This is a genomic window from Saccharothrix longispora, assembly GCF_031455225.1.
Taxonomy (GTDB): Bacteria; Actinomycetota; Actinomycetes; order Mycobacteriales; family Pseudonocardiaceae; genus Actinosynnema; species Actinosynnema longispora.
Genome location: NZ_JAVDSG010000001.1, coordinates 557518 through 571028 on the forward strand (window position 1 = coordinate 557518; position 13511 = coordinate 571028).

8 protein-coding genes and 1 riboswitch are annotated in these 13511 nt (G+C 71.7%); of the genes, 6 read left to right on the top strand and 2 right to left on the bottom strand.

Features of this window, described 5'->3' with window-relative positions; translation table 11 throughout:
- Positions 1-2 precede the first annotated feature (2 nt).
- A riboswitch (cobalamin riboswitch) is annotated at positions 3-136 on the top strand.
- 35 nt (positions 137-171) lie between these two features.
- From cobN to J2S66_RS02500, 6 genes are all read left to right on the top strand, one after another.
- Positions 172-3735 (top strand): cobaltochelatase subunit CobN, encoded by a 3564-nt coding sequence (cobN, locus tag J2S66_RS02475; protein ID WP_310303220.1) that lies wholly within the window; start codon positions 172-174, stop codon positions 3733-3735.
- A gap of 341 nt (positions 3736-4076) precedes the next feature.
- Complete coding sequence (locus tag J2S66_RS02480) at positions 4077-5363, top strand: ABC transporter substrate-binding protein (protein WP_310303223.1); 1287 nt, start codon at positions 4077-4079, stop codon at positions 5361-5363.
- The gene (locus J2S66_RS02485; protein WP_310303226.1) at positions 5363-6367 is read left to right on the top strand and encodes a carbohydrate ABC transporter permease; all 1005 of its coding nucleotides are present in this window, start codon (positions 5363-5365) and stop codon (positions 6365-6367) included. Before J2S66_RS02480 ends, J2S66_RS02485 begins: the two co-directional genes overlap by 1 nt.
- On the top strand, positions 6367-7245 hold the full coding sequence (locus tag J2S66_RS02490) for a carbohydrate ABC transporter permease (protein WP_310303229.1): 879 nt from the start codon (positions 6367-6369) through the stop codon (positions 7243-7245). The genes J2S66_RS02485 and J2S66_RS02490 overlap by 1 nt, the downstream gene beginning before the upstream one ends.
- 11 nt (positions 7246-7256) lie before the next feature.
- The gene (locus J2S66_RS02495) at positions 7257-8675 is read left to right on the top strand and encodes a glycoside hydrolase family 1 protein (RefSeq protein WP_310314619.1); all 1419 of its coding nucleotides are present in this window, start codon (positions 7257-7259) and stop codon (positions 8673-8675) included.
- Positions 8672-9703: a LacI family DNA-binding transcriptional regulator gene (locus J2S66_RS02500; RefSeq protein ID WP_306745343.1), complete on the top strand. Its 1032-nt coding sequence runs from the start codon at positions 8672-8674 to the stop codon at positions 9701-9703. Before J2S66_RS02495 ends, J2S66_RS02500 begins: the two co-directional genes overlap by 4 nt.
- A gap of 454 nt (positions 9704-10157) precedes the next feature.
- Here the strand turns inward: J2S66_RS02500 and J2S66_RS02505 are convergent, their stop codons facing one another.
- Entirely contained in the window at positions 10158-10580 is a 423-nt protein-coding gene (locus J2S66_RS02505; protein ID WP_310303237.1) for a LapA family protein, read from the bottom strand.
- 37 nt (positions 10581-10617) lie between these two features.
- Entirely contained in the window at positions 10618-13362 is a 2745-nt protein-coding gene (locus tag J2S66_RS02510) for an nSTAND1 domain-containing NTPase (protein ID WP_310303239.1), read from the bottom strand.
- Between the last annotated feature and the right edge of the window lie 149 nt (positions 13363-13511).

A 13511-nucleotide genomic window follows, 5' to 3' on the forward strand; every position in this document is an offset into this window, starting at 1 on the left:
GATGCTAACCGGCGGGTTAGGGTGGCCCGGAACGGCGAAGCAACAGGAGGAAGCCGGTGCGAATCCGGCGCGGTCCCGCCACTGTGACCGGGTGAAGCCCGGGAGTCAGGAACTCCGCCCAGCCGTCCCCTACGACCTGGGGCGAGGACCCCCGAGGGATGGAGCCCGCACGTGATCCTGCTGCTGTCGACCTCCGACACGGACCTGCTGTCCGCCCGCGCGAGTGGCGCGGACTACCGCTTGGCCAACCCCGCCCGCACCTCCGTGGACGACCTCCCGGCGCTGGTCGAGGACGTCGACCTGGTGGTCGTGCGCATCCTCGGCGGTCGCCGGATGTGGGAGGAGGGCCTGGACCACCTGCTGGCGGGCCCGCGCCCCGTCGTCGTGCTGGGCGGTGAGCAGAACCCCGACGCGCCGCTGATGGAGCTGTCCACGGTGCCCGGCGGCGTGTGCGCCGAGGCCCACGCGTACCTGGCGCACGGCGGCCCGGCGAACCTGGCCGAGCTGCACCGCTTCCTGTCCGACACGGTCCTGCTCACCGGTCACGGGTTCGAGCCGCCCGCGCCCGCGCCGAACTGGGGCGTCCTGGAGCGCCCGGGGAGCGCGAACGACGGGCCGGTCGTCGCGGTCCTGTACTACCGGGCGCACCACGTCGCCGGGAACACGGCGTTCGTGCACGCCCTGTGCGACGCGGTCGAGGCCAAGGGCGGCCGTCCGCTGCCGGTGTTCTGCGCCTCGCTGCGGGCCGCCGAGCCGGAGCTGCTCGCCGTGCTCGGCCGGGCCGACGCCCTGGTGGTCACCGTCCTCGCCGCGGGCGGCACCAAGCCCGCCGCCGCGTCGGCCGGCGGTGACGACGACGCGTGGGACGTGGGCGCGCTGGCCGCGCTCGACGTGCCGATCCTCCAGGGCCTGTGCCTCACCTCCAGCCGCGCCGCGTGGGACGGGAACGACGACGGCCTCTCCCCGCTGGACACGGCCACGCAGGTGGCGATCCCGGAGTTCGACGGCCGGATCATCACCGTCCCGTTCTCCTTCAAGGAGGTCGACGAGGACGGCCTGACCGTCTACGTCGCCGACGAGGAGCGCGCCGCGCGGGTCGCGGGCATCGCCGTGCGGCACGGGAAGCTGCGGCACATCCCGAACGCCGACAAGCGCATCGCGATCATGCTGTCGGCGTACCCCACCAAGCACTCGCGCATCGGCAACGCCGTCGGCCTGGACACCCCGGCCAGCACCGTGCGGCTGCTCCAGGCCATGCGCGAGGCCGGGTACGACGTCGGCGACGAGCTGCCCGGCGTGGCGGACCTCGACGGCGACGCGCTGATCCACGCCCTCATCGCGGCCGGCGGGCAGGACGCCGACTGGCTCACCGAGGAGCAGGTCCGGGGCAACCCGGTGCGGCTGCCCGCCGCCCGCTACCGCGAGTGGTACGCCACGCTGCCCGAGGACGCCCGCGCGGGCATGGAGGTCCACTGGGGCGAGGCGCCCGGCACGCTGTTCGTGGACCGCTCGAAGGACCGCGACGGCGAGATCGTGCTGGCCGCGCTGCGCTCGGGCAACGTCGTGGTGATGGTGCAGCCGCCGCGCGGGTTCGGCGAGAACCCCATCGCGATCTACCACGACCCGGACCTGCCGCCCAGCCACCACTACCTGGCCGCCTACCGCTGGCTGGAGGCCGAGTTCCGGGCCGACGCCGTGGTGCACGTCGGCAAGCACGGCAACCTGGAGTGGCTGCCCGGCAAGACCGTCGGCATGTCCGCGGGCTGCGGCCCCGACGCCGCGCTCGGCGACCTGCCGCTGGTCTACCCGTTCCTGGTCAACGACCCGGGCGAGGGCACGCAGGCGAAGCGCCGGGCGCACGCCACCCTGGTCGACCACCTGGTGCCGCCGATGGCCCGCGCGGACAGCTACGGCGACATCGCCCGGCTGGAGCAGCTGCTCGACGAGCACGGGACCATCGCCGCGATGGACCCGGCGAAGCTGCCCGCGATCCGCGCCCAGATCTGGACGCTGCTCCAGGCCGCGAAGCTCGACCACGACCTCGGCCTCACCGAGCGGCCCGCCGACGAGGGCTTCGACGAGCTGATCCTGCACGTCGACGGCTGGCTGTGCGAGATCAAGGACGTGCAGATCCGCGACGGCCTGCACGTGCTGGGCGAGGCCCCGGCCGGTGAGGCCCGGGTCGACCTGGTGCTCGCGATCCTCCAGGCCAGGCAGATGTGGGCCGGGCAGGTCGCGGCGCTGCCGGGGCTGCGCGAGGCGCTGGGCCTGGCCGACACGACGCGCGCGAGCACCGACCGCGTGGAGGCCGAGGCGCGGGCCCTGGTGCAGGGCATGGAGGACGCGGGCTGGGACCCGGCCGCCGCCCGTGCCCTCACCGACGTCGAGGACGTGGCGCGCGTGCTGGAGTTCGCCGCGCACGAGGTCGTGCCGCGGCTGGCCCGCACCACCGACGAGATGACCCACGTGCTGCACGCCCTGGCCGGCGGCTACGTGCCCGCCGGTCCCAGCGGGTCGCCGCTGCGCGGCCTGGTCAACGTGCTCCCGACGGGCCGCAACTTCTACTCGGTGGACCCCAAGGCGGTGCCGTCCCGGCTGGCCTGGGAGACCGGGCAGGCCATGGCGGAGTCGCTGCTCGACCGCTACCGGACCGACACGGGGGAGTGGCCGCCCTCGGTCGGCCTGTCGGTGTGGGGCACCAGCGCGATGCGCACCGCGGGTGACGACATCGCCGAGGTGTTGGCCCTGATGGGTGTCCGCCCGGTGTGGGACGACCAGTCCCGCCGCGTGACGGGCCTGGAGGTGGTGCCGCTCGCCGAGCTGGGCCGCCCGCGCATCGACGTCACGGTCCGCATCAGCGGTTTCTTCCGCGACGCCTTCCCGCACGTGGTCGCCCTGCTCGACGACGCCGTGCGCCTGGTCGCCGGGCTGGACGAGCCGGACGAGGACAACTTCGTGCGCGCCCACGCGCAGGCCGACCTGGCCGAGCACCAGGACCCGCGCCGCGCCACGATGCGCATCTTCGGCAGCAAGCCGGGCGCGTACGGGGCGGGTCTGCTGCCGCTCATCGACAGCCGGAACTGGCGCGACGACGCTGACCTCGCCGAGGTGTACGCGGTGTGGGGCGGGTACGCCTACGGCCGCGGGCTGGAGGGCGTGGAGGCGCGCAAGGACATGGAGAGCGCCTACAAGCGCATCGCGGTGGCCGCCAAGAACATCGACACCCGCGAGCACGACATCGCCGACTCCGACGACTACTTCCAGTACCACGGCGGCATGGTCGCGACGGTCCGCGCGCTCACCGGTCGGGCGCCGGCCGCGTACGTGGGCGACAGCACCCGACCGGACGCGGTGCGTACCAGGACGCTGCACGAGGAGACGAACCGGATCTTCCGGGCGCGCGTGGTGAACCCGCGCTGGCTCGCGGCAATGCGCAAGCACGGTTACAAGGGCGCGTTCGAATTGGCCGCGACGGTCGATTACCTGTTCGGTTACGACGCCACCACCGGCGTGGTCGCGGATTGGATGTACGAACAACTCGCGGCCAGTTACGTGCTCGACCCGGAGAACCGGGAGTTCCTGGAGAAGTCGAACCCGTGGGCCCTGCACGGGATCTCGGAACGCCTGCTCGAAGCGGCCGAGCGCCGACTGTGGGAACACCCCGAGCAGGCGACCCTCGACGCCCTGCGGGCGGTTTACCTGGAAACGGAGGGCGAGCTGGAGGGCGGGGACTAGCCTCCCAACCCGCGCGCGCACGACGTGGGCGAGCGGCCCGCATTTCCCGGTGGGGGAGTGCGGGCCGCTTTCGCCTTCTAGGGGTGTGTGAATTCCGGAGCGTCCCGGGTGCGTCACCCGGAGCGCACGGATGAACGGAGTGTGTCCGACCGGTCGACCCGCTGTGCCCGAACGGACCACTAAGCGCACGGCTAGCAGAATCGGTCCAGCGACGCAAATGTCGCAAGGTGTGTAACAGCGCGGACACGAGAGCTTGACACGACTCCGTGTCGCAAACCACACTCCCCCAAAACCTGGGAGCGCTCCCAGAACGTTCACCGCCGATCAACTGAGGAGTTCTCGTGCGCTACCGCAGAGCAGGCTTGGTCAAGGTCCTCGCCTGCACCGCAGTGCTCGCCGCAGCCGCCACGGCCTGCGGTTCGGGCGGTTCCGGCACCACCGCGGACGGCAAGACGGAGCTGACCGTCGCGACGTTCAACGAGTTCGGCTACGAGGACCTCTTCAAGGAGTACGAGGCCGCCAACCCGAACGTCAAGATCACCCACCGCAAGACCGGCCAGGGTGCGCCGCACCACCAGAACCTGTTCACCAAGCTGGGTGCCGGCTCCGGCCTCGCCGACGTCGAGGCCGTGGAGGAGGGCTACCTCAGCCAGGTCATGGCCAAGTCCGGCCAGTTCGAGAACCTCAAGGAGATCGGCCCGGCCGAGGTCCGCGACGACCGCTGGCTGCAGTGGAAGGTCGACGCCGTCACCACCAAGGACGGCAAGCTGATCGGCTACGGCACCGACATCGGCCCGCTGGCCATGTGCTACCGCAAGGACATGCTGGACGCGGCCGGCCTGCCGTCCGACCCCGAGGGCGTCAAGGCCCTGTTCGCCACCTGGGACTCGTACTTCCAGGCCGGTGACACCTACGTGCAGAAGACCGGCAAGCCGTGGTTCGACTCGGCCGCCCAGATCTTCAACCCGATGCACAACCAGTCCAAGGTCGGCTACTTCGACCGCGACGACAAGCTGTCGATCGAGACCAACGACGACAAGAAGATCTGGGACCAGGTCACCGGCGCCGTCGCGCGCGGCCAGTCGGCGAAGCTCGTCGCGTGGAGCAAGGAGTGGCAGACCGGCTTCAAGGAGTCCGCGTTCGCCACGAAGACCTGCCCGTCCTGGATGCTGGGCGTCATCGAGGGCAACGCCGGCCCGGACCACAAGGGCAAGTGGGCCGTCACGGCCGCCTTCCCCGGCGGCGGCGGCAACTGGGGCGGTTCGTACCTGACCATCCCGAAGCAGGGCAAGAACAAGGCCGAGGCCGTCAAGCTGGCCGCGTGGCTGACCGCGCCGGAGCAGCAGATCAAGGCGTTCGTCGCCAAGGGCACCTTCCCCAGCCAGACCCAGGCCCTGATCTCCCCGGAGCTGCTCAACAAGACCAGCGACTACTTCGGCGGCGAGAAGGTCGGCCTGCTGTTCTCCGAGCAGGCGAACAAGGTCGCCGGCGCCCAGTACAAGGGCCCGCAGGACGGTGAGATCCAGGACAACGTGATCGCGCCGGCCCTCCAGGCCGTCGAGCAGGGCACCTCTGCCGAGGACGGTTGGAAGCAGGCTGTCGAGGGAGCCAAGAAGGCTGCCAAGTAATGACGACCGAGCTCACGGTCACGCGCGGGCGGGGCGCCGAGCCCCGCCCGCCGCGGCGTGCCGACAACGATGACAGCACGTCCGGGAAGCTGAGCCTGCGCCACCGGCTCGCGAACCTGGACGTCAAGGTCTCCCCGTACATCTACATCGCCCCGTTCTTCATCCTCTTCGCCGTCGTCGGCCTCTTCCCGCTCCTCTACACGGCCTACGTGTCGCTGTTCGACTGGGAGCTGGGCGCCGACGAGCAGCCCTTCGTGGGGATCGAGAACTACACGACCCTGCTGGCCGACTCGCAGTTCTGGAACGCGATGGTCAACACGCTGAGCATCTTCGTGATGTCCAGCGTGCCGCAGTTGGTCATCGCCGTCATGCTGGCCGTGCTGCTCAACACCGCGCTGCGCGCGCGGACCGGGTGGCGGATGGGCGTGCTGCTGCCGTACGTGGCCAGCCTCGTCGCCCTGACCATCATCTTCGGCGACCTGTTCGGCCCCCAGTACGGCCTGATCAACGACGGCCTGGAGCTGTTCGGCCTGGACCGGATCGACTGGCAGTCCGAGCGCTGGTGGAGCCACGCGGCCATCGCCACGATGGTCAACTGGCGCTGGACCGGCTACAACGCCCTCATCGTGCTGGCCGCCATGCAGGCCATCCCGCGCGACGTCTACGAGGCGGCCTGGGTGGACGGCGCGAGCAAGGTGCGCCAGTTCTTCAGCATCACCCTGCCGCTGCTGCGCCCGACCCTGATCTTCGTGGTCGTCACCTCGACCATCGGCGGTCTCCAGATCTTCACCGAGCCCAAGCTGTTCGCCCCCGCCGGGAGCAGCAACGGCGGTGCGACCAACCAGTACCAGACGGTCGTGCTCTACATGTACCAGTCCGGCTTCCAGAGCTTCGACCTCGGCTACGCCTCGGCGATGGCCTGGGTCCTGTTCGTCGTCATCATCGCGATCGCGGGCATCAACTTCCTGCTCACCCGCCGGCTCGCGTCCAGTGGGGAGGCGTGATGGCCACCGTCCTCGACCGGCGCGAATCGGTCACACCACGACGGTTCAAGAAGGTGAACCTGGCCGACCAGCGGCCCAGCTTCACCGTCTACGGCATCCTGATCGCGTTCATCCTCGGTTCGGCGTTCCCGTTCTACTGGTCCTTCCTGGTCGCCAGCCACGACGACGCGGAGTTCACCGCGACGCCGAGCCTGCTGCCCGGTGGCCGGTTCTTCGAGAACGCGAGCCGCGTGCTCGACTCGATCCCGTTCTGGAAGGCCCTGGGCAACAGCGTCCTGGTCTCCGGCACGGTGACCCTGTCGGTGGTCGTCCTCTCCACCCTGGCCGGCTTCGCGTTCGCCAAGCTGCGCTTCAAGGGCCGGGGACCGCTGATGGTCTTCGTGGTCGCCACGCTCGCCGTCCCCACCCAGCTCGGCATCATCCCGCTCTACATGGCGATGGCGGAGTTCGGCTGGTCCGGCACCCTCGGCGCGGTCATCATCCCCAACCTGGTGACCGCGTTCGGCGTGTTCTGGATGCGCCAGTACATCGCCGACGCCGTGCCCGACGAGCTGATCGAGGCGGCCCGCGTGGACGGGTGCAGCATGATCCGCATCTTCTGGCACGTCTGCCTGCCCGCCGTGCGGCCCGCGGCGGCCATGCTCGGCGTCTTCACGTTCATGACGTCGTGGAACGACTTCCTCTGGCCGCTGATCGTGCTCAACGCGGAGAACCCGACGATGCAGGTCGCCCTGGAGAAGCTCCAGAGCGGCTACTACGTCGACAACTCGCTCGTGCTCGCCGGGACCACCATGGCCACGGTTCCGATCTTGATCGTGTTCCTCGTACTCGGGCGGCAGATCGTCGCCGGGATCATGCAGGGTGCTGTGAAGGGGTAGCTGTGGAGTCGATTTCCTTTCCCGAGGGATTCGTGTGGGGCGCCGCGACCGCGGCGTTCCAGATCGAAGGCGCGACCACCGCGGACGGTCGCACCGCGTCCATCTGGGACACGTTCTGCAAGACGCCCGGTGCGGTCGTGGGCGGTGACACCGGCGACCCCGCCGCCGACCACTACAACCGCGTGGACGAGGACGTCCAGCTGATGGTCGACCTCGGCCTCCAGGCGTACCGGTTCTCCACCGCGTGGCCGCGGGTGCGCCCCGACGCCGGCCCCGTGAACCAGGCCGGCCTGGACTTCTACTCCCGCCTGGTGGACAAACTGCTCGAAGCGGGCATCGCGCCCTGGCTGACCCTGTACCACTGGGACCTGCCGCAGACCCTGGAGGACGCGGGCGGCTGGGCCAACCGGGACACCGCGTACCGCTTCGCGGAGTACGCCGAGTCCGTCGTCGGCGCCCTGGGCGACCGGGTCGTCAACTGGACCACGCTCAACGAGCCGTGGTGCTCGTCGCTGCTGAGCTACGCGGCCGGCATCCACGCGCCCGGCCGCCAGGAGCCGGAGGCCGCCGTGGCCGCCGTGCACCACCTGCTGCTGGCCCACGGCCTGGCCACCGCGGCCATCCGCGAGCAGGCGCCGAACGCCAAGGTCGGCATCACGCTCAACATGTACCCGATCATCCCGGCGGACCCCGACGACGAGGCCGACCTCGACGCCGCCCGCCGGCTCGACGGCCTCCAGAACCGGATCTTCCTCGACCCGCTGTTCAAGGGCGAGTACCCGGCCGACATCGTCGCGGACCTGGAGCCTTACGGCTTCTCGAAGCACATCCGCGAGAACGACCTGGAGATCATCTCCGCGCCGCTGGACCAGTTGGGCGTGAACTACTACGCCGAGCACTTCGTGAGCGGCCACCCGGAGCCGGAGAGCGCGGCGGAGCCCGCCGGGCAGGTGCAGACCAACGGCCGTCGCCCGACCGGTTCACCGTGGGTGGGCGCGGAGCACGTCACGTTCCCCAGCCGGGGCCTGCCGCGCACCGACATGGACTGGGAGGTCGAGCCCGACGGCCTGTTCAAGGTGCTCAAGCGGGTGCACGAGGACTACCCCAGCATCCCGCTGTACGTGACCGAGAACGGTGCCGCGTACCGGGACTCGATCGAGGACGACGGTTCGATCAACGACCACGAGCGCCGCGACTACATCGACGGCCACCTCCGGGCGGCCCACGCGGCCATCCGGGCGGGCGTCGACCTGCGCGGCTACTTCGCGTGGTCGCTGATGGACAACTTCGAGTGGGCCGAGGGATACGCCAAGCGGTTCGGGATCGTGCATGTCGACTACGTGACGCAGGTCCGCACGCCTAAGATGAGCGCCATGTGGTACTCGCAGGTTGCCCGTGGCAACGCTCTCACGGCGACGGTCGCTCCGTGACCGATGCCGTTGACCCACCCAAGGCGCGACGACCCAACACCCGGCTGGAGGAGGTCGCTCGCGCCGCCGGGGTGTCCAAGTCGACCGTCTCCCGGGTGATCAACGGCGAGCCGTACGTCAGCTCGAAGGCGCGCGAGGCCGTCCACCAGGCCATCGGCAAGCTCGGGTACAGCCCGAACCAGGCGGCCCGGACGCTCGCGGGCAGCCGGGCGAACTGCATCGCCGTGGTCGTGTCCGAACAGGGCAGCAGGGTGCTCGCCGACCCGTTCTTCGCGGGCGTGCTCCGCGGTGTGCACGCGGAACTGGCCGGCAAGCGCGTCCAGCTCGTCCTGATGATGAGCAAAGAGGGCGACGAGCAGGACCTGGTGAACTACCTCTGCGGTGGTCACGTGGACGGCGTGCTGGTGCTGAGCCTGCACGGCCAGGACCCGCTGCCCCGCACGCTCGCCGACGCGGGCCTGCCGACCGTCGTCGGCGGCAGGCCCCTCGGCGCGGGCGGGGTGCCCTACGTCGACTCGGACAACTTCAACGGGGCCATGGAAGCGGCCCGCTACCTGGTCTCCCTGGGGCGCAAGCGCATCGCCACGATCGCGGGCACCCGGGACATGGCGGTGGGCATGGACCGGCTCTCGGGCTGGAAGCGCGGCCTGAGCCAGGCCCGGATGGAGACCGACCTGGTCGCCTACGGGGACTTCACCCCGGAGAGCGGTGCGGTCGCCATGGCCGAGCTGCTGCGGCGGGACCCGACGCTGGACGCGGTCTTCGTCGGGGCCGACATCATGGCGCTGGGCGCGCTGCAGACGCTGCACGCCCACGGTAAGCGCATTCCCGAGGACGTGGCCGTGGTCGGGTTCGACGACCTGGTCATCGCCGCGACCGCCGTGCCCGCGCTGACCACGATCCGCCAGGACGTGGAGCAGCTGGGCCGGACGATGACGTGGCGGCTCATGGCGGAGCTGGCGGGGGAGGAGAACCTGCCGCCCTTCCTGCTCCTGCCCACCTCGATCGTGCAGCGCGCCAGCGCCTGAACCCCGATCCGCCGCGAACCGGCCGGTGACCTCGTCACCGGCCGGTTCCGCGTACCCGCGCCCGTTCGGCGGTGTGATCGTCTCAACGGGCGCAACATCACTCGGATGGCTCAGCGGAGAACTATTGCCGACCGGCGATCACCCTGGATAACGTCCTGTTCACACATCTGGGAGCGCTCCCAGAGACTCGGTCGCCGGCTTCCCCCTGAAGCGACCGGGGTGTGCACCGGCCCGGGGGAGGCGGTTCCCTCTCGCCCACCGCCTCCCCCAACTCCGCGCGAAGGAGCGCAGCACGATGGCAGACCGGCGCCGCCGTCGTGACCACCGACGACGAGGGCTGGAACGGGAGCACCGCCGCGGGTGGCCCGGTGGGAATCCGGGTTCCAGGCGAGCTGGCAGGGCAGCGACGTCACCCCGCCGGGTCCACCCCGCACGGCCGGACCCGCTCCCGGGTCTAGTGGAGCCCTCGTTTGGCCTGGCGGCGCAGCTGCATGATCCGGGCTGCGCCGACCAGGCCCACCAGCACCGCGCCGGCGATCGCGCCGAACAGCAGGGCGACCCCCAGGGGCAGCGTCCCGGAGATGCCCAGGAAGTGGATCGTGACGCCGGTCAGGTTCTGCAGGACGAACACCAGCAGGAAGATCAGCACGACGACCGAGGCGAGCACCGCGACCCACGTGCCGCTGATCCTGGTCGGCCGGATCTTCCCCGGCTGAACCCCGCCCGGCTGAACCCCGCCCGCCTGGCCCCCGTCCGGTCGGGCTGGTTCCGGCCGGACGGCCGGGTCGTGCGTGTCCCTCGGCACCGGCACCGCCGGGTCGACCGGGATCGGGGTCGTCGGAGGAGCCTCGGTGCGGTCGTCGCGTGGGGTGGTCACGCCCGGATTATCGGCCCGCGACCGCCCGTCCGCACGGTTACTCACACGGTCGGCGGTAGTCCAGCGCCCCGCTGACCGATTCCACGTACTGCGACCACTCCTCGCGCGAGATGTGCGCCTCCACCCGCCCGCAGATGGCCTCCACGGCGACGTCGAAGTCGAACTCCCACGACCGGGTCGTCCCGTCGTCGTTCGAGGTGACCACCTTCGACGGGGTGTCGCCGAACGCCGCCCCGTTGACCCCGGCGGTGCCACCGCTGATCCGGGCCAGCTCGCGCGGAGCCGCCGTGTCGGCCACGTCCCACAGCATCACCCGGTTGTACTCGCCGACCGTCACCAGCGCCGGCGCGCCCCCGGGGCGGAAGGCCAGCGCGCGGATCGCGTCCGGGTGGACCTTCCGCGACACCCTGCTCCGGGGATCGCCGGGACTGGTGACGTCCCAGATCCGCAGCACGCCGTTCGCCAGGCCGGCGGCCAGCACCCCCCGGTCCGCGGACAGCGCCACGGCGGTGACGTCCTGCGCGGTGCGCAGCTCGGCGATCCGGTGCGGCTGCGCGGGGTCGGCCAGGTCGTAGAGCCGGATCACGCCCGCGTCGTCGTAGGTGATCGCGGTGCCGCCGTCCTGGCTGAAGCCCAGGCCGTTCAGCGGCCGGTCGTGCTTCGTCAGGCGCGACCTCTGCCGCGCCTGCTGGCCCTTCGGCGCCGACGGCACCCAGTCCCACAGCGCCACCTCGGCGAGCGGGGACGCGGTGACGATCCGGTCCGCGCCCACCGGGTCGAACGCGATGCGCGACACCGGGCCGCCGAAGACGTGCATGACCTCCGGGTTGATCGCGTCGGTGACGTCCCAGACCTGCCCCACCTGGTCCTGCACGGTGGTGGCGTACGCCCGCGCGCCGCTCTCCACGACCACCGAGGTGACCACGGCGCCCGGCCCCATGCGGTCGGCCAGCCTGCGGTACACGTCGTCGGCCGGGACGGGCACCCGGGCGTTCGGCCGCGGCGTGCCGTCGGGGTCCAGGCCCTGCCCGGACGGGAACGCCGAGCGGGTGACCACGTCGTACGCCCTCGCCGCGTTGGCGGCGAGCACGCCGTCGCGCAGCGCCTCGGTCGGGTTGAGCCGGTAGGCGGTCAGGGCGAGCTGGTCGGCCAGCCCGGGCTTGCTGCCGCGCAGCGCCTGCGACTGGTTGGAGACGGACCAGGCGGCCGAGGAGCGCCACCCCTCGTTGGCCTCGTCCTGCGCCCGGATCGCGAAGAACACCGCCGTGCCCGAGCACATCAGCAGCACGGCCAGCAGCGCCACGAGCTGCCGCAGCCTGCGCGTGCGGCGCTGCGCCAGCAGCCGCTCCTGGTCGCGGGCGGCCAGGCCGGCGGCGAGGAAGGCGCGTTCCTGGGTGCTGGTGCACACGCCGTCGCGCTGCGTCCACTCGACCGCCGTGTCCAGCCGCGTGCCCCGGTACAGCGCGTCCGGGTCGCGCCCCAGGGACGCCCAGGTGGCGGCGGCCTCGGTGAGCTGCCGCATGGTGCGCAGGCCGTCGCGGTCCTCGGCGAGCCAGCCGCGCAGCCTCGGCCACGAGCGGATCAGCGCCTCGTGCGCGATCTCCACGCCGTCCCGGTCCAGGGTCAGCAGCCGGGCGTGCGCGAGGCGGTCGAGCACCAGGTCGACGTCCGCGCCGGGGTCCAGCTCGGCGCGCGGCAGTCGCCGCTTGGTGTCCTCGGTGCCGTCGCCCAGGGCGGTGAGCCGCAGGAAGACCTGCCGGGCGAGCGCGCGCCGCGACTTGTCCAGCGAGGTGAACGTGCGCTCGGCGGTCTGCGCGAGGGCGTGCTGGACGCCGCCCGCGGCCTCGTAGCCGGCCAGGGTCAGCGTCGTGCCGCGCCGCCGCCGCCACGTCTCCAGCAGGGCGTGCGACATCAGCGGCAACACCCCGGCCTGGCCGGTGGCGTCCGCGACGAGCCGCGACACCAGGGCGGTCTCCACCGTGCACGACGCCTTCACGGCGGGCTGCATGATCACCTGGCGCAGCTCCTCCGGCCCCATCGGCCCGAGCAGCAGCTGCCCGTCGGTCACCGCCTCCACCAGCTCCGGGTGCTGCGCGCAGTGCCCGTAGAAGTCGGCGCGCACGCCCAGCACGACCGTGCAGTCGGCGGTGAGCAGGGCGTCGATGTACGCGGTCCGCCGCGCGACGTCCGGGCAGAGCGTGAACACCTCCTCGAACTGGTCCACGATCAGCAGGTCCACGTCGAGGTCGAGCCGGTCCGCCCGCACGTCCGACCCGCTGGGCGTGACGACCGCCGCGCGCCCGGTGAAGCGGGGCACGAGGCCCGCGCGCAGCAGCGACGACTTGCCCGCGCCGGACGCGCCGAACACCGCCACGAACCGCCGCCGGGTGAGGCGCTTCTCCAACTCGTCGAGCACGAGGTCGCGGCCGAAGAACCACTCGGCGTCCTCGGTGCCGTACGCGGCGAGCCCCGCGTAGGGCGGGTGGCCCTCGTCGGGGCCGGGTTCGGCCGAGGGCAGCACCTCGGCGGCGACCCGCCGCCAGCGCTCCTCCCACTCGGCCGCGTCCCCGTCGCAGGCGCGCACGTAGGCCAGCGTCACGGCGAGGGTGGGCAGCTTGCGGCCGCCCGCCGCGTCGGACAGCGTCGTGGCGGAGTAGTGGGCGCGCGCGCCCAGTTGTCGGTAGCTGAGCCCACCGGCCCGGTCGCGCAGTGAGCGCAGCTCCGCGGCGAACGTGAGCAGCGGGCTGTCACCGGCGTCCAGCGGTCGCTCTCCACGCGGCACGGGTCACCCCCTGACCAGTACCCCCGGTCCTCGGCGGCGTCCGGGGCGCCGTCCAGGTTCTCAGAACCGCCGGGGCGGTGGGCCCGCTTCGAAGCGTGCATACGGGTGAACGCGGTGCTCCGCGGTTCTCGTGCGTGTCCGGTCGTGTT

Bases quoted from the DNA above. Each gene is read 5' to 3' on its own strand.
- J2S66_RS02485 (WP_310303226.1), top strand. From the start codon at position 5,363: ATGACGACCGAGCTCACGGTCACGCGCGGGCGGGGCGCCGAGCCCCGC.
- J2S66_RS02490 (WP_310303229.1), top strand. From the start codon at position 6,367: ATGGCCACCGTCCTCGACCGGCGCGAATCGGTCACACCACGACGGTTC.